This window comes from Clostridioides sp. ZZV14-6387 (assembly GCF_020657835.1).
Taxonomy (GTDB): domain Bacteria; phylum Bacillota; class Clostridia; order Peptostreptococcales; family Peptostreptococcaceae; genus Clostridioides; species Clostridioides difficile_A.
The window spans coordinates 143,639-162,541 of sequence record NZ_JAGWCW010000007.1 but is presented as its reverse complement, the minus strand read 5'-3'; the positions used below and the strand labels follow the sequence as shown (position 1 = coordinate 162,541).

At 27.5% G+C, this 18,903-nt stretch carries 10 protein-coding genes; 9 read left to right on the top strand and 1 reads right to left on the bottom strand.

The window, feature by feature from the left end:
* The first annotated feature begins 85 nt into the window (after window positions 1–85).
* The 9 genes from KGF38_RS20565 (at window position 86) to KGF38_RS06700 (ending at window position 18,127) form a co-directional block, all read left to right on the top strand.
* Window positions 86–916 carry a PD-(D/E)XK nuclease family protein gene (locus tag KGF38_RS20565; protein ID WP_074179577.1) on the top strand — a complete coding sequence of 277 codons (831 nt, stop codon included), beginning with the start codon at window positions 86–88 and terminating at the stop codon, window positions 914–916.
* Window positions 906–4,373: a helicase-exonuclease AddAB subunit AddB gene (gene addB / locus KGF38_RS06735; RefSeq protein ID WP_074179578.1), complete on the top strand. Its 3,468-nt coding sequence runs from the start codon at window positions 906–908 to the stop codon at window positions 4,371–4,373. The genes KGF38_RS20565 and addB overlap by 11 nt, the downstream gene beginning before the upstream one ends.
* Window positions 4,373–8,197 (top strand): helicase-exonuclease AddAB subunit AddA, encoded by a 3,825-nt coding sequence (gene addA, locus KGF38_RS06730; RefSeq protein WP_074179579.1) that lies wholly within the window; start codon window positions 4,373–4,375, stop codon window positions 8,195–8,197. The genes addB and addA overlap by 1 nt, the downstream gene beginning before the upstream one ends.
* Before the next feature lie 44 nt (window positions 8,198–8,241).
* Window positions 8,242–9,453, top strand: a complete 1,212-nt coding sequence (locus KGF38_RS06725; RefSeq protein ID WP_054269957.1) for an exonuclease SbcCD subunit D — start codon at window positions 8,242–8,244, stop codon at window positions 9,451–9,453.
* Window positions 9,440–12,967 carry an AAA family ATPase gene (locus KGF38_RS06720; RefSeq protein ID WP_074179580.1) on the top strand — a complete coding sequence of 1,176 codons (3,528 nt, stop codon included), beginning with the start codon at window positions 9,440–9,442 and terminating at the stop codon, window positions 12,965–12,967. Before KGF38_RS06725 ends, KGF38_RS06720 begins: the two co-directional genes overlap by 14 nt.
* A 129-nt stretch (window positions 12,968–13,096) precedes the next feature.
* On the top strand, window positions 13,097–14,350 hold the full coding sequence (locus tag KGF38_RS06715) for an HlyC/CorC family transporter (protein WP_054269593.1): 1,254 nt from the start codon (window positions 13,097–13,099) through the stop codon (window positions 14,348–14,350).
* Between the two features lie 150 nt (window positions 14,351–14,500).
* Window positions 14,501–15,553 carry a sporulation integral membrane protein YtvI gene (gene ytvI / locus KGF38_RS06710; RefSeq protein ID WP_054269594.1) on the top strand — a complete coding sequence of 351 codons (1,053 nt, stop codon included), beginning with the start codon at window positions 14,501–14,503 and terminating at the stop codon, window positions 15,551–15,553.
* A gap of 89 nt (window positions 15,554–15,642) precedes the next feature.
* Window positions 15,643–16,869: a peptidase T gene (pepT, locus tag KGF38_RS06705; RefSeq protein ID WP_074179581.1), complete on the top strand. Its 1,227-nt coding sequence runs from the start codon at window positions 15,643–15,645 to the stop codon at window positions 16,867–16,869.
* 205 nt (window positions 16,870–17,074) lie between these two features.
* The gene (locus KGF38_RS06700; protein WP_074179582.1) at window positions 17,075–18,127 is read left to right on the top strand and encodes a cell wall-binding repeat-containing protein; all 1,053 of its coding nucleotides are present in this window, start codon (window positions 17,075–17,077) and stop codon (window positions 18,125–18,127) included.
* A gap of 183 nt (window positions 18,128–18,310) precedes the next feature.
* Here KGF38_RS06700 and yfcE read toward each other — a convergent pair whose 3' ends face one another.
* Window positions 18,311–18,880, bottom strand: coding sequence for a phosphodiesterase (gene yfcE, locus KGF38_RS06695; RefSeq protein ID WP_054269597.1), 570 nt, complete (start codon window positions 18,878–18,880; stop codon window positions 18,311–18,313).
* Window positions 18,881–18,903: the final 23 nt, after the last annotated feature.

The following is an 18,903-nucleotide window of genomic DNA, read 5'->3' as shown; positions in this document are numbered from 1 at the left end:
TGTTTAAAATATTGATTGAAAAAGTTAAAACAATAGATAGTAGCAAATAGCTATTAAAAATAAAGTTAAGAGAGAAGTGATATGAGTGAATGATAAATTAAAATATTTTTCTTATAGTCAAAATTCAATTAACACATATAAATCATGTCCATTGAAGTTTAAATATAAATATATTGATAGAATAAATTGGAAAAATGATGATATTGGCAGTAGAGAGTATTATGAAAGCTTAAAAACAGGAAGAGATTTTCATTTAATTTGCGAAAGGTATTTTAGTAATATACCCCTTGGAATCTATTTTAATGATGAGGATAAAAATGGCAAAAAATTTTTAAAATGGATTGAAAATATAAAAAAAGTTGTCCCTATTAAAGAAGATAAAATATATCTACCAGAGTATGAAGTAAGGATGACTTTAAGAGGAGATACACTACAGGCAAAGTATGATTTAGTTGTAGTTGGAAAAGATGAGATAGAGATATGGGATTGGAAAACTGAGTCTAGAAAGATTGACTATAAAAATGTAGAAAATAGAATACAAACAATTGTTTATATGTTTTTAGCAAAAGAAGTAATCCCAAAAGTTTTAAAAATGGACATAAATGTTAAAGATATAAATATGAAATACTATCAACCTGAATTTGATGATTTACCAATCATCATTTCATATGATGAAGAAAAGCATGAAACAAATAAAAATAAAATTCAAACTTATATAAATATGATAAAGAATACTAATTATGAAGAACATACATACGAAGACAATCTATACAATGATATAGAAAAGGTATATAATAAAGAAGAACGTATGTGCTATAGAAATAAGAACCATTGCAAGTATTGCGAATTCAATAAATTATGCAATGATAAAGAAATAGATTATAGTATTTTGGAGGCGGAAATTTATGGGACTTAGGTTTATATTAGGTAGAGGTGGAAGTGGAAAATCTACTTATATGCTAGATGAAATTAAAAGAGAAGCTCAAAGAAATGAAATAACATCAATTATACTTTTAGTTCCAGAACAATACACATTTGAGGCTGAAAATAGAGTAAGTAAACTATTTTTAGGAAAAGAAAAAGATAAGTATCTAAGAGTTAGAGTGCTTAGTTTCAAAACACTAAGTAATATAGTTTTTTCTCAAGCAGGAGGATTAACAGATGTAAATATAAATTCTAGTGGAAAAGCAATGATGGTATATAGAGCGATTGAAGATGTAAGTGAAGAATTAAATGTATTTTCAAAGTCAAAGTCACAATCTGGTTTTGTAAGTTCAATTACAGATATGATATCGGAAATGAAACAGTACAATATAAGTCCTGAAATGTTAGAAAATATATCAGGAGAATTAGATAATGAGACTTTAAGCCTAAAATTAAAAGATATAAGTAAAATATATAATTCTTTTGAAGGAAAATTACATGAAAATTATGTAGATGCTCAAGATATGTTAACTTCATTGGCAAATAGGATAGAATTAAGCAGTTATTTAGATGGAGCTTGTGTTTATATAGATGAATTTACAGGTTTTACACCAAATCAGTACAATGTGATAAAGAGCATATTAAATAAAGCTAAAAATGTCAGTATTTCTTTAACTGTAGATGACATTAATTATATTGGATATAGTAAAGCAGATGTATTTTCTAGAACTAAATTTACTTATTCAAAGTTAACTCAATTGTGTAATGAAGAGGGGATAAAAATACTTCCACAAGTAAATTTGAATACAGGTGTTATAAAAAGATTTGAAGAAATCAAAGAATTACAACACTTAGAAAGATTTTATAATGCTTATCCATATAAAACATATTTAAATCCAACTGAAAATATAAAGATAAAAGAGTTTAATAATTTATATTCAGAGGTAGAAGAAATAGCTAAAGAAATTGTACATTTAGTTAGAGATAAGAATGTTAGATATAGAGATATAACTATAGCCACAAGAGATTTAAATAGATATGATTTTTTAGTACACTCTATATTTAATGAATATAATATACCAAATTTTATAGATAAGAAGAGAGAAGCAAAAAGTAACCCGATAGTTATTTTAATTATTTCAGCCTTAGAAATGAAGCATAGACGATATGGATATGAGACCATGTTTAGATATTTAAAAAGCGGACTTATAGGAATTGATAATAATGATATAAATTTACTAGAAAACTATGTGCTAGCTAATGGAATAAAAGGTAAGAAATGGTTTGATGAAAAATGGGATTATAGAATAACACAGAGTCTTTCTAGTGAAGAAAGTGACTTTGAACTAGAATTAAAAGATAAAATAAATGAAATAAAAAATAGAGTACTAGAGCCAATAGTTACTTTACAAGAAAAACTAAAAGGGAAAAATAGGGTAAAAGAAATATGTAAGTATATATATGAATTTTTACTGGATATAAATATGCCAGAAACTATAGAAAGTTTAATAGTAAATTTTAAAGATAAAGGAGAACTTGATGTTGCCAATCAATACTCACAAGTTTGGGATATAGTAGTGGATGTACTAGACCAAATGGTTGAGCTTATGGGTGACGAAATAATTTCTTTAGAAAAATTTATAAAGCTAATAACTTTAGGTTTTGATGAATACGAATTAGGATTAGTTCCTCCTAGTATAGACCAAGTACTTGTAAGTAGTGTGGATAGAATGAAAAATCCAAATACTAAGTATTTATATCTAATTGGAACTACTGATGGTATATTTCCTCTAATTACAAAAGATAGTGGGATATTAAGTGATAATGATAGAGAAAATCTTGGAAGTAAAGGAATTGAAGTTGACATTGATAGTAAAACTAGAAGTTTTGAGGAACAGTTTCTAGTATATAAGGCTCTTACTTCTACATCTGAGAATTTAATCATAACATATCCTATATCTGACCATGAAGGTAAAACTCTTAGACCATCAATAATTATATCAAGACTTAAAAAGATATTTCCAAATATAGACAACAAAAGTTATTTAGTAGAAGAAGATAAGCAAAATGATGAAGATATACTTAAAAAAATAACTGTTAAATCACCTACGTTTAATGAACTTATAAATGTAATAAAAAATTATGATAATGATAGTTACAATAAAGAAGATATTAATAGTATTTGGCTAGATATATATAGATACTATCTAAAGGATGAAATGTATAGTTCGATAACAAAGAAAGTTATAAAAGGCCTTAGTTATACCAATCAAGTCCATAAGATTGAAGAAAAAAAGATAAGGTCGTTATATAAAAGTAATTCTCTTAGTGTATCTAGGCTTGAAAAATATGCAGAGTGCCCATTTGCTTATTTTATACAGTATGGTTTAAAAGCTAGAAAACGTAAAGAATATTCATTTACACCACCAGATTTGGGAACTTTCATTCACAATATTTTAGATAGATTTTCAAAGGAGCTTTCACAAGATAGTTTATCTTGGAGAGACATTGATGAAAAGTATATAGAATTAAAGATAGGTATAATAGTTGATGAAATAATTTCAAAGATACCAGGATATATATTAAATAGTTCTGAAAGGTATAAATATCTTGCATATAGATTAAAAAATATGTTGACAACTGCTGTAGATATAATCAGTCAACAAATAAAACAAGGTTCATTTGAGCCAATAGATTATGAAGTTAATTTTGGAAGAGATGGAAAATATCCTCCTATAAAAATAGTATTAGATAATGGAGAAGAAGTAAATCTAATTGGGCAAATAGACAGAGTTGATGAATTTAAAGAAGGAGAAAATAAATATATAAGAATAGTAGATTATAAATCGGGCAATAAAGATATAAGTTTGACAGAAATATATTATGGTCTACAGTTGCAATTACTTGTGTATTTAGATGCAATTCTTGACAGTGTAAAAGGAGAAGATGTAAATATAAATCCAGCTGCAATATTATATTGTAGAATAAATAACCCAATAGCGAAATTTAATGAAGATAAAGATGATGAAGAAATACAAGAAGCAATACTAAAAGAACTTAGAATGAAGGGGCTTGTAATAAAAGATTCTCATATAATAAAAGAAATGGATAAATCATTAATAGATGGAGAAAGAAAAAACTCTTTAGTAATACCAGTAGGTCTTACAAAGGATGGAAATGTAGGCAAAAGCACATCAGCAGTAACTTATGAGGAGTTCAAATTACTTAGAAATTATGTAAAACATGCTATAAAGGATTTATGTGAAGATATGTTAAGTGGAGAAATCTGTATAGCTCCATATAAACACAAAGATGGAACATCATGTGATTTTTGTGATTATTCAGCTATATGCCAATTTGATTCAACTATGAAAGATAATAAATATAAAAATTTAAATAATAAGAGCAATGAAGAAATAATAAAACTGATGAAAGGAGATGTTAATTAGTGAGTTCTCCTAAATGGACAAAAGAGCAATTAGAAGTCATAGAAAGTAGAGATTGCAATTTATTGGTTGCAGCAGCTGCTGGGTCAGGAAAAACAGCAGTGCTAGTTGAGCGTATAATTCAAATGATAACAAGTAGGGAAAATCCAATCGATATAGATAAGTTATTAGTGGTTACATTTACTAATGCTGCTGCATCAGAGATGAGAGAGAGAATAGGTGATGCTATAGGAAAATCACTAGATGAAAATCCAGAAAATAAACATTTACAAAATCAACTGGTTCTATTAAATAAATCTAGCATTACAACAATACACTCATTTTGTTTGGATGTTATAAAATCAAACTTTCATAGAATAAATTTAGACCCAAATTTCAGAATAGGAGACCAAACTGAATGTGCTATTTTGAAACAAGAGGCAATAGAAGATGTATTTGAAACCTTGTATGAAGAAAGAAATGAGGGATTTTTAAATTTAGTTGAAAGTTATGCAGAAAGAGGAGGAGACAAGGAAGTACAGGATATTATTTTAGGAATATATTCATTTGCAATGGCTTCTCCTAAACCTAAAAAATGGTTGCTTGATTCAGCAGAGAGATTTAATATTGATGAAGACTTTGATTTTTCACAATCTATTTGGGCTAGAGCTATATTAGATACTGTAAAAATAGAAATTAATGGTCTTTGTTTAAATATGGAAAAGGCATTAAAAGAAGTTGAATCAATAGCAGAATTAGAAACCTTTTCAGAAAAGTTAGCTATTGAGTATAAAAAAATAGTAGGTATTTCAGAAGCGTGTAATAAGTCCTGGAATGAAGCATATAAAAAGATGGCAGCTATGTCTTTTGAAAACTATGTAAAAGGAGTAAAAAGGATACCAAAAGATGCTCCTTCATATATAAAAGAATCAAAAGAAAAAGCAAAGGCTATGAGAGATAAGGCTAAGAAATCTTTAGAAAGTATAGTAAATGCTACATTCAATAAAGATAATGACTCTATTAAAGAAGAAATAAAATATCTTTATAATATAGTCAAGCCTATATCTAATATTGTACTGAGATTTGAAGAGGAATATAGTAATAAGAAAAGTGAAAAAGGAATAATAGACTTTAATGATATAGAGCATTTTGCCTTAAATATACTAACCAATATGGATGAAGAAGGTAATATTGTACCTTCTGATATAGCAATGGGATATAGAAAGAAGTTCTATGAGATATTTATAGATGAATATCAAGATAGTAATCTAGTACAGGAAGTGTTGCTTAAAGCTGTGGCTAACACAGAAACACCAAATAGGTTTATGGTTGGAGATGTAAAGCAGAGTATATATAGATTTAGACAAGCAAAGCCAGAATTATTTTTACAAAAATACAATAACTATAATGATAAAAAGGGAACTTCTCATAGAAAAATAATGCTTTATAAAAACTTTAGAAGTAGGGAAGAAGTTGTAGATGCTGTAAATTATATATTTGAAAATATAATGAATGAAAATATAGGAGAAATTGAATATACAGAAAAAGAAAGGCTCAATTTAGGGGCTGATTTTAAATTGGATACAGATGAAGCATCTATTATTGGCGGAGCAACAGAAGTACATCTTATACAAAAAGATAATAAACTTGATGATGATACTATAAACAATAAAAATGATAGTGATAATAATGAAGACAATGAATTAGAAGAAGAAAAATTAGATAATATACAACTTGAGGCCAGAATGGTTGGAAAGATTATTAAAGATTTAATGAGAGCTAATGAAGAAGGAAAAATCCAAAAAATCTACGACAAGGGAATTGACGAATATAGACCTGTGGAGTTTAGAGATATAGTGATTCTTTTAAGAGCAACATCAGCATGGGCTCCAGTGTTTGCAGATGAATTGATGAATATGGATATACCAACATATGCCGATGTTGGAGTGGGATATTTTGATACCATTGAAATAAAAACTATATTATCATTACTTCAGATAATAGATAATCCAATACAAGATATACCACTTATATCTGTATTAAAATCTCCTATATTTGGATTTACACCAGAGGATTTGATTGATATTAGAATTCAGAATAAAGATAAGACTTTTTATGAAGTTTTAGAAAGTACATCAGAGTATGATGATTTTATAGATTCTCAAAATGAAAATAAGTCTGAGTTTATTCCAAGTAAAGAATGTATAAGTAAAAGCAAGGATTTTTTCGTTAAATTAAGGGATTTTAAAGAAAAATCAATGTACATGAGTACTGACGAATTTATTTGGTATTTGTATACAAAGACTGGATATTATGCTTATGTTGGGGCATTGCCAGGTGGAAGTCAAAGACAAGCTAATTTAAAAGTATTGTTTGAGAGAGCAAAACAATTTGAAGAGACTAGTTTTAAGGGAATATTCAACTTTGTAAATTTTATAGAGAAATTAAAAAAATCTAGTTCTGATATGGGAAGTGCAAAGACACTTGGAGAAAATGCAAATGTTGTTAGGATAATGAGTATTCATAAAAGTAAAGGATTAGAATTTCCAGTAGTTATATGTTCTGCAATGGGTAAAAACTTCAATACTCAAGATTTTAAAAAGAGTATCTTATATCATCATAATTTAGGGTATGGACCTCAGTTTGTGGATTATGAAAGAAGAATATCTTTTCCAAGTATAGCCAAGGAAGCATTAAAAAGTAAAATAAATATAGAAAATCTATCAGAAGAGATGAGAGTTTTATATGTTGCATTTACAAGAGCAAAAGAAAAATTGATTATAACAGGTTCTACTAGAAATGTACAAGATAGTATAAAACGATGGGCAAATGGAATTGAAGGTCTGGATACAATATCACAATATGAGATACTAAAAGGTAAAAATTTTCTGGATTGGATAATGCCTTGTGTATTAAAACATAAAGACTTATCTAATTTATTGGAAGATGTAGGTTTAGATGCAGTCTTTAATGTTGACCATAATTCAAAATGGTATGGAAGACTATGGAATAAGAATGATGTCTTAATAGAAAGAAAGACTAATGAAGAAAATGAAAGTATTGAAGAAATCCTTGAAAAGATAGATGTAGATAATCCTGATAGCAATTATTATACTGAAATAGAAGGAAAATTAAATTATGTATATCCATATGAGTTTAGCACAAGAAAACCTGCTAGTATATCTGTTACAGAAATAAAAAAAATACAAAACAACTATGAGGAAGAGTTAATAAATACTATATTTGAACAAAAAGTAACACTAAAAAAACCTCTATTCATTCAAAATGATGAAGAAAGAGAAAAGATTAATGGAGCAGAAAGAGGTACTATAGTCCATTTGGTTATGGAAGTTTTAGACTTAAAAAAAGTAAATAGTGTAAATGATATAAAGTCACAAATACAAGGATTTATTTCAAAAGGTGTAATAACAGAAAAACAGGCTAGTATAGTAAATCCATATAAAATATATAAATTTTTTGCTTCAAATATAGGCAAAAGGATGCTGAATGCTGAACTTATAAATAGAGAAAAATCCATTTATGCACAAGTGAATATGAAAGATATTTATATTTATGAAGAATTAATAAAAAATGATGATAAAAAACTCTATGATAAAGAAAGTGTCATGTTAAGAGGTATAGTTGATGCTTATTTTGAAGAAGATAATCAAATAGTTTTAGTTGACTATAAAACAGATTTTGTAAATGAAGAAAATATAAATCAAATAATAGAGAAATATAAAAAACAATTAGATTTATATGCAGATGTTATTGAAACTTTAACAGGGAAGTCAGTAAAAGAAAAATGTATATATTTATTTGGTGTTGATGAAGCTGTTTGTTATTAGTTTTTTTATATAAATTAAACATAAAGATAGAGGAAGGGGAAAAAATGAGATTTATTCATACATCAGATTGGCATCTAGGGAAATCCCTAGAGGGCCATTCTAGAATTGAAGAGCAAGCAAAGTTTTGTGAGGAATTTATAGAAATAGTAGAATCAAATGAAATAGATATGGTTGTAATTGCTGGAGATATATATGATACTTCTAATCCTCCTGCACAAGCAGAAAAACTGTTTTATCAAACTGTTTCAAAACTTGCTAATAATGGGCAAAGGTGTGTATTAATAATTTCAGGAAATCATGATAATCCAGAGAGACTTTCTGCAATAACACCTTTAGCACATGAACAGGGAATACTTATATTTGGTTATCCATCAAGTGCTACAACAAAAGCTAAGTATAGAAACTTTGAAATAACAGATGCAGTACAAGGATGCACAACACTAAATATAAATGGTGAAAGTGTTGTAATTGCTACCTTACCTTATCCAAGTGAAAAAAGATTGAATGAAGTTTTTTCGAGTGAAGATGATTTGGAAAAACAAAAAACTTATTCTGAAAAGGTAGGCAATATATTTAAAAATCTAGAAGAAAACTTTAGAAGTGATACTATAAATATAGCAGTATCACATATATTTGTAATAGGTGGAGAGAGTACTGAATCAGAAAGACCAATACAACTAGGAGGAAGTTTTTTAGTTGAAAGAAAAGACTTACCAGAAAAAGCTCAATACACTGCATTAGGTCATTTGCATAAACAACAAAAAGCTTCTGAACGTTTAAATGCATATTATTCAGGTTCTCCACTTCAATATAGTAAAGATGAAAGAGCATATACTAAAGGTGCATATATAGTGGATATAAAGGCTGGTGAAAAACCAGTAATTGGGGAAGTATACTTTAATAATTATAAACCTATAGAAGTATTTAAATGTAATGGTATAGAAGAAGCTTTAGAGATATGTGAGCAAAATCAAAATAGAGATATTTGGTCATACTTTGAAATAAATACTGATGAGATAATATCACAGAATGAAATAAAAAAAATGAAGGAATTATTAAAAGACATAATAGAAATAAAACCAATAATAACATCTTGCTATGAACAAGAAAGTGTAGATATAAAAGAAAAGTCTATGGCAGAGTTATTTAAAGAATTTTATTCTTTTAGTAGAGGTGTGGAGCCAAAAGGGGAGCTTATGGATTTGTTTCTAGATATAATAAGTGAAGAGGGTGAATCAGCAGATGAGACCAATTAGGTTAGAAGTTACAGGACTTAATAGTTACATTGATAAACAAGTTATAGACTTTGAAAAGCTAATTGAAAGAGGTTTGTTTGGGATATTTGGAACTACTGGAAGTGGAAAATCTACAATTTTAGATGCAATAACCATTGCTATGTATGGAAATATCTCCAGAAATACAAAAGAATATATAAATAGTGTATGTGATAAGGCAATTATATCATATGAATTTGAGATAGGAAGTAAAAATACTAGAAGAAGATATATTGTAGATAGAACTATTGCTAGAAGCAAAACAGGAACAAAGACTTCTAATGCTAGATTAATAGAGATATTGAATGACAATACTAAAAATGTCTTAGCTGATAAGGTTGTGGAAGTAAATGAAAAGGTAGCTCAAGTTGTAGGGCTAACAGCTAATGATTTTACTAGGTCAGTAGTTTTGCCACAAGATAAATTTAATGAGTTTCTGAGATTGTCACGAGCAGATAGAAGAGACATGTTAGAGAGAATTTTCAATCTTGAGAAATATGGAAGAAGTCTTGGAGAAAAAGTAAAAAAGAGAAAAAACCTACATTTACAAAATTTAAAAGATTTAAAATCAAAATTAAGCCAATATGATGGAGTTACAGAAGAAGTATACAACAATATAAATCAAGAATTAATAGAATTAAAACAAACTGAAAAAGAGAAAAATAAAGCTTTGGATTTGGCTCAGAAATCTTATGAAGAGAGTAAAGCAGTATATGAAGAACAATTAAAACTAGAGAAAAATGAGATTAGAAAAGATGAACTTAATTTAAAAAGCAATGAGATAAAAGAAAAGACAAGTGTTGTAGAAAATGATAATAATGCAAGAAAAGTAGACCCATACATAGGCTCTGTTCAAAATCTAGAAAAAAAAATAAATGAAGATAACTTTACTGTAAGTAATTTAGAAAAGAAATTAGTGATACTAAATCAGGAACTTGAGGTCATAAAAAATAGATATGAAAAAATAAGTAGAATTAAAAATGAAGAGGTTCCTAAATTAAGTGAAGAAAAGATAAGGTTGCAACAGGCAATAAGATTAGAAGAGGAGTTAGTTTTATTAGATAAAGAGTTAAAAGAGTTAAAAGAACATGGTGTTAATTTAAATAAGAATAAAGTAGAATTAGAAAAAGTAAAACAAGAGGCTGAATCTAGAAAAGATGCAGTAATTAAGTCCATAAAAGAAGTTGAAGGAAAAATCGATAAAGTAAATATAGGTGCTGAATTAAAACAAAAGATATTTTTAGCATATGAATATGAGAAAGATTATAATAAAGTCTTAGAAGAGAAGAATCAAAAAGTAAATAAACTAGAAGAAATACTTAAAGAGACAGAAGACATAAATTTAAAAATCAGATATATCGATAAAGATAAAAATGATACAAAACGTAATTTAGAAAATTTATCTCTTCACTTAGATGTTCTTCTTAGAAAATGTCCTGGTAAGAGTGAAGATTTACTTTTAAAATCTGAATATGTAACTGAATTAAGAAATAAAGCAAACAATACTAAAGAAAATGAAATTAAGAAGAATAATATACAAGATGAATTAAAGATAGTACTAGAAAGTAAGTTTAATACTGAAAGAGAAATAAATTTACTAAATGAGAAGCTTGAAAATAATAGAAAAAATAGGGAAGACTTAGAAAAAGAACTAGAAGAGTTAAAATATTTAAATTTAGCATCAGAGCTTAGACGTGAGTTAAAAGAAAATACGCCATGCCCAGTTTGTGGGTCAAAACATCATGAAAACCATAATATAACAAAATATGATGAGAATATAGCTTTTGTCAAAGAAAAACTAGAAAAACAGGAAAAAGAAAAATTAAGTATAAGACGCAATATAGAGGAATTAAATGCTAAAGTAAGTGGATATTTATCTGTAGAAAAAATGAAAACTAAAGAATTGGAAGATGTAAAAGGAAAACTAGGTGATATTCCATCTAGTCAATTGTTAAAAAAGCTTGATGACGAACAAAGAAAACTTGCTTTGCTTAAATCTAACATTCAAGAATGGGAGAAAGAGAAAGAAGATACCGAAAATAAGATAACATTAGTTAAAGAAGAGAAGAATAAAGTTGAAAAAGAAGAACTAAAAATAAAAGAAAGCTTGAATAACTATAAGAAATTAACGAGAGACTTAAATACAGAGATAGAAAGTCTAGAAAATAAATGTAAAAAACTAAAACAGGAGTATATAGGGTTAAAGACGATTACTAAAGTTTCTAATTTATCATCAAAGGTAGAAGAAATAAGAGAAAATGAAAAAAAATTAGAATTACTAAGCACTGGATACTCCAAATTATTAAAAAATAGAGATTCATTAGACCTTAAAATAAGAGAAAATCAAAGTAAACTACATGAGATAGAGATAGAGTTAATAAGAGCTAGAGAATTATATGTAGAAAAAAAAGTGCATAGAGAAAATAAGTATAAAGAAGTTATTAACATAACTAAGGGTGATTTGGCTAAAAATCTTTTACATAATGTTGAAGAAAATATATGTAAGATATTAGAACAAGAAGAATCAAGTAGAAAAAAATTAGAAGAGCAAAGATTAGAGTATGAAAAAAATATTGCTGAAAAACACAATATAGATGGTAGACTTAAAACAGCTAGAGAACAATATAAAGAACAAAAAGTAATATTAAATGGATTATTAGCAGAAAATAAATTTGAAAGTATATATGCAGTAAAAAGAGCTTTGTTAGATGGCGATGAAATAAAAAAATTAATTGAAGAGATATTAGAATATGAAGAAGAACAAAAATTATTGACATTTAAAATAAAATCATCAAAAGAAAAATTAAATGGTAGGACTGTAAAGAAGGAATACTTTGAGCAATTAAAAGACGAGATTTATAATCTAAAAGTTGAGATAGGTAATATATCAAAAGATATTGGAGCTAATCAAAATAAGCTAATAACATTAAAAGACTCTTTAGATAAGATAAATGATTTTAATAAAGAACTTAAAGTAGTTGAACACCAGGTAGATTTATTAGAGGAATTAGATAAATGTGTGCAAGGAAACAAGTTTGTAGAATATGTTTCTACAAACCAATTAAAATATATCGCTTTGGAAGCATCAAAAAGATTGGAAAGAATAACAAAAGGAAGATATGCACTTGAAATTGATTCGACACTGAATTTTGTAATGAGAGATAATTTTAATGGAGGAGAAAGAAGAAGTATTGATACTCTATCTGGTGGAGAAACATTCTTAACTTCTCTATCACTAGCACTTGCTCTTTCATCTCAGATACAATTAAAGGGAAGTGCACCTCTAGAATTCTTCTTTTTAGATGAAGGTTTTGGCTCACTAGATAGTGAACTTTTAGAAATTGTTATAGAATCATTGGAAAGATTGCATAGTAATAATCTAAGTGTGGGTATAATAAGTCATGTCGAGGAACTTAAAAATAGAGTTCCTGTTAAGTTAATAGTTTCATCTAGTGAGGCTGGAGTAGGTTCACAAGTAAAAATTGAATATAGTTAAAAACATATGTTAATTGAATATATTATCTAATATTTCCAAAAAATATATAATTGTGATATAATTAAAACTAATATTAAAGTTATTTATAATTAATATTAATATAAAAACATGTAATTAGGAGTGTGGTAAGTGTTGGAATCGCCCAATAATTTGATTCAGATTATATTTTTAATAGTATTACTTATGGGGTCTGCATTTTTCTCAGCATCTGAAACGGCTTTAATGTCATTGAGTAAAATCAGAATCAGATATATGCAAGATGAAGGAGTTAAAGGAGCTAAGTTAGTAAGTTCATTAATAGAAAGTCCAAATAAACTTTTAAGTTCTATATTGGTTGGAAATAACGTCGTAAATATAGCAGCAACATCCATATCAACATCTTTATTTATAGGATTAATGGGAGAAAAAGGAGTGGCACTTGCTACAGCTGTGATGACAGTGTTAGTATTAATATTTGGTGAAATTACTCCAAAGACAATAGCAGCAAGTAATTCAGAAAAGGTTTCTCTATTAGTATCCAAACCTATAAAAGTAATTATATTTATATTAAGACCAATAGTATGGATATTTAACATAATCACAAGTGTTATATTTAAATTATTCGGTATAACAAATAAAGGAGCCAAATCATTCATAACTGAAGAAGAATTAAAAACCATGGTAAATGTAAGCCATGAAGAAGGCGTCCTTGAAATGGAAGAAAGAGAAATTATAAACAATGTATTTGAATTTGGAGATATGCAAGCTAAAAATGCAATGATACAAAGAATAGATATGGTAGCTATAGATATGGAAGATAGTTATGATGAGATAATACAGGTATTTAAAACTGAGAAATTGAGTAGAATGCCTGTGTATGAAGAAACTATAGATGATATTGTAGGAATACTTAATATAAAAGACATTATATTTTTATCAGATGAGGAAATAGAATCATTTGACATTAAAAACTATATGAGAGAGCCTTTCTTCACATATGAATTCAAAAAAATAACACAACTTCTTGAAGAGATGAAACTTGAAAAAAGCCAAATGGCCATAGTTGTAGATGAGTATGGTGGAACATCTGGTCTTCTAACTATAGAAGATTTAGTAGAAGTAATTGTTGGTGATATAGAGGATGAATATGATGAGGAAGAAGATGAAATACAAGTTATAAAAGAAGATGAGTATATTGTAGATGGAAGTACTAAAATTGGTGATGTTAATGAACTTATTGGTGTAAACTTAGAATCTGAAGAATTTGATTCTATAGGTGGCTTTATAATTGGACACTTGAGCAGATTGCCAGAAGAGAATGAAGTAATTGAAGTCGATAATATAAGATTTTGTATAGAGAGCATAGAAAAAAATAGAATTAAAAAAATAAGAATATATACATAATGTAATAATGTTCTTAAATTTATTATGAGTGCATGTAATGTAAAAGTTAAATTTTATATTGCATGCACTTATTTTTATTTTATATTCAAATAAAACTAGTATGAAATGGACAAAATAAAAATATAAATTAGAAGAAAGGAGATTTTTAAAATGAGCATACTAGAAAATAATTTCTTATATAAATTAAAAAATAATACCATCTTTTTTTGTATATATACATTGTTATTTGTTTTTCTTTATAAAGCTTTTCCATACATAGCCCCATTTTTTTTAGGTGGTATAATAGCACTTATGATTAATCCTATATCACAAAAGTTAGAAAATAAATTTCACATAAATAAAGGTGTATCTACGTTGGTTTTAAGTTTTCTTGCGGTTGCTATAGTTAGTACAGTTACTACAATAATAGTAATAAACTCAGTAAAAGAACTAATGGGATTTTTAAATAATGTATCAGCTAATCCTGAAGATATAAGTAATACTATTATGTATTTCTTAAATAAAGTAAACGACTTCATGAAAACATTTCAAGAAATAGCTAATTTTGATGTAGAGCAGTTAGTAAATAAATTTAGTGGTGAAGTGATGCAAATTACAAAAAATCTTCTTACAAGTATTCTTGGATTAGCCACTTCCATCCCATATATTATAATATTTATAATTACTTTGTTTATTGCTACATATTTTATAGCAAAAGATTTAGATAAAATTGAAAATAATTTTTATAATATGTTCACTACTGATGTCAGAAAGAAAGTAAAAAATGTAAAAAAAGAAGCAGGTCTTTCTCTTGTTGGATATATAAGAGCTTATACAATACTTATGGCTATAACATTTTTTGCAATTTGGGGAAGTTTTGCTTTATTTGGATTAAAATATGGTTTAATAGTAGGATTTGTGGGAGCTTTAATGGATTTAATTCCATTTCTAGGTATTATAACAATATACCTTCCAGTAATAGTTTACTATTTTCTTATAAAAAATTATTTTATAGCTATAAGTATGACTATAATATTTTTTATCTTATCTTTAATTAGAGAAATACTAGAGCCTAAACTAGTATCTGTAAATGTTGGATTAAATCCACTGGCTACACTTGCTGCAATTTTTATTGGAATCCAAGTAAAAGGAATAATTGGCGTAATTTTTTGTTTGGGTTTGGTGTGTATGCATGATATACTTAAGAAGGTGGATATTTTTTAATTATAATAACTTAGAGCTTTTTTAAAATAAAAATTTATTCACTAATAAATAAAAAATTTCATTAATAGTATAAGAAAGAGGGTATATACGTGAAACAAAAAGTAGTAGAAAGATTTTTAAAATACGTATCATTTGATACAACATCCAATTCTCAATGTGAAAATTGTCCATCTTCAGAAGGTCAAAGAGTTTTAGCTAAGTATATAGTTGAAGAGCTAAAATCAATGGGTATTGATGATGTAAGTTTAGATGAAAATAGTTATATAATGGCTACTTTAAAGGGAAACACTGATGGTGTGGATACTATAGGGTTCATATCACATTTAGATACAATTGAAGATGTTAGTGGAAAAGATATTAAACCAAGAATAATTCAAAACTATGATGGAAAAGATATAGTTTTAAATGAAGAATTAAATGTTGTTACGTATATAAGTGATTCTCCAGAGTTAGAAGAATTTAAGGGAGATGATTTAATAGTTACTGATGGAACAACTTTACTTGGTTCTGATGATAAAGCTGGTATAGCTGAAATAGTAACTGCAATAGAATACTTAATAAATCATCCAGAAATTAAACATGGAGATATAAAAATAGGATTTACACCTGATGAAGAAATTGGTAGAGGTGCTGATTTATTTAATGTTGAAAAATTTGGAGCAAAATATGCATATACTTTAGATGGAGGAATAGTTGGAGAGCTTGAATGTGAAAACTTCAATGCAGCAAATGCAACTATTACTATACATGGTAGAAATGTTCATCCAGGGTCAGCTAAAAATAAAATGGTAAATGCTATACATATAGCTGCTGAAATATCAGGAATGTTTCCAGCAGATGAAAGACCAGAAACAACAGAGGGATATGAAGGTTTTTGGCATCTAAATTCTATAGGTGGAAATGTTGAAAATGTAAGTATGGCTTATATTATTAGAGACCATTGTAGAGAAAAGTTTGAACAGAGAAAGTCTATTATGATAGAAAATATAGCAAGAATAAATAAGAAATATGACAATAGAGTAGAATTAGACTTAAAAGATTCTTATTATAATATGAAAGAAAAAATTGAACCAGTTATGTTTATAGTTGATATAGCTAAAGATGCTATGGAGGAATTAGGTATAAAGCCACGTCTAGTTCCTGTAAGAGGAGGAACTGATGGAGCAAGATTATCTTTTAATGGATTACCTTGTCCAAATATATTTACTGGAGGATTAAACTTCCATGGTAAAAATGAATGTATACCAGTTAGTTCTATGGAGAAAGCTACTCAATTAATTATAAGAATAGCTGAAAAATATGCTGAAAGAGTTTAGTTAAAAGTATTTAAAAACTAATCATTTAAAGTTATAATAGCTATATCATTCTTTATAAGTCAAACTGATTATGAGTTTGTATTGTATTTGAGATGATATAGCTATTTTTGTAATTAGTTTTATAAAGGATAATTATTTTTAATTGTGTGTATCGATAAAAGGTACAGATAGCAATAAGTATTAATATTAAAAAGGGGGAATTATATTGAAAATTAAATCTAAAAAAATAATAGCATTTGCACTTGTAGTGGGAATTATGATGCCAAGTTGTGTATATGCAGACATCACTGATAAAAATCAAAATACACAGACAGGTATGAATCATTATCTTAAAAACAGAAAATCTCCAAAGGGAGAAACATTAATTGGTGAAGATAGATTTGATACGGCCATAAAAATATCTCAAAGTGGATGGAATAATGGTTCAGAGAGAGTATTTCTAGTTAATTCAAATTCATTACCAGATGCATTGGCTTCAACTCCTTTAGCTAGCAAGCTGGATGCACCAATACTACTTACTAATAAAAATAGTATACCAGATAATGTTACAGATGAAATAAAAAGACTTAATCCAGAAGAAGTTATTTTAATCGGAAGTGAAGGAGCTATTTCATCAAGTGTAAAAGAATATCTTGAGGACATAGGAGTGTTAATAAGCAGAATTGGTGGAGCAGATAGAGAAGAAACTTCATTACTTCTTACTAAGCAACTGGATGATACAGGAGATTTAGGTGTTTCAAAAGTAGCAGTAGTTAATGGATACAATGGGTTAGCAGATGCAACCTCAATATCAAGTCCAGCAGCAAGTGATAATATGGCTATAATATATACAAGTAAAGATAGTATAAGAAGTGGAGCAAAGAGTTTTATTACACAAAATTCAAATGAGACTTACATAATCGGTGGAGAATATAGTATAAGTAAAAACCTTGAGGGACAATTAGTCAATTCAGAAAGGCTAGCAGGTACAGATAGAAAAGATACAAATGCCAAAGTTTTAGAAAAATTTTATGGAAAATTAAGTAAAGTTAATAATATGTATTTTGCAAAAGATGGAAGTGGAAGAGAAGCTGATTTAGTTGATGGGCTTGCTGCTGGAGTATTAGCATCAAAGACAAAATCACCTGTAATCCTTGCAAGTGGAAGTTTAAGTAGTGCACAGAAAAGTTTTATAAAAAAAGTAAAGGCTGATAAATTTGTGCAAGTTGGTGGAGGTAAGAATAGTAAACCATATACAGAAGCATTAGAATTACAGTAATATAGATAAATCAATAACAACATATAATAAAAACAAGTAAACTAAGTTAGATTTAATTAGAGGTCTAGGATATTATCTTTAAAGTTCTAATTAAGATATAAATAGCAGAGTTTACTTGTTTTTTTTGTTCATTTAAAAGAATTAAGTTTGATTTATTTTTATTGAAAGTTTATTGAAAGTTTATTATTCGTTAATATTTATTATATTTCCAGTATTGATGTCAACTAAGTTGATATCAAGTTCAAGTTCATCTTCATCATCAGTTTTTATAATATCTATAATTGCTACAGAGTGGCTTCCATCTTTAGGAATAGAAGTACTTCCTGGATTTATAACTATTAAATTATCATCCATATATAGTTTCTTTATATGGGTATGACCTAAAACCAATATGTCAGCACCCATTTTTTTTGCCTTGTCAATAATTTCTTCTTCTGATTCTGTATAGCCATGATTTAATATAATTCTAATTTCACCAAATTGACTCATGACATAAGGACTTTGAATAGGATGTTCTATTACCATCTGGTCAACATCTGCATCACAGTTTCCTTTTACAATCATAATATTATCTAACTTATTTAATACTTCGATAAATTTTTTAGGATTGTATCCTTCTGGAATCTCATTTCTAGGTCCATGATATAGGACATCTCCACCATGTAAGAGAATATCACAATCAGATAATACATTTAATGCTTTTTCAAAGTAAAGCAAGCTACCATGAGTATCACTCATTATTCCTATTTTCATATTTAAAATCCTCCTAAGTGCAG

Bases quoted from the DNA above. Each gene is read 5' to 3' on its own strand.
- addB (WP_074179578.1), top strand. From the start codon at position 906: ATGGGACTTAGGTTTATATTAGGTAGAGGTGGAAGTGGAAAATCTACT.
- KGF38_RS06725 (WP_054269957.1), top strand. From the start codon at position 8,242: ATGAGATTTATTCATACATCAGATTGGCATCTAGGGAAATCCCTAGAG.
- KGF38_RS06720 (WP_074179580.1), top strand. From the start codon at position 9,440: ATGAGACCAATTAGGTTAGAAGTTACAGGACTTAATAGTTACATTGAT.
- ytvI (WP_054269594.1), top strand. From the start codon at position 14,501: ATGAGCATACTAGAAAATAATTTCTTATATAAATTAAAAAATAATACC.
- yfcE (WP_054269597.1), bottom strand. From the start codon at position 18,880: ATGAAAATAGGAATAATGAGTGATACTCATGGTAGCTTGCTTTACTTT.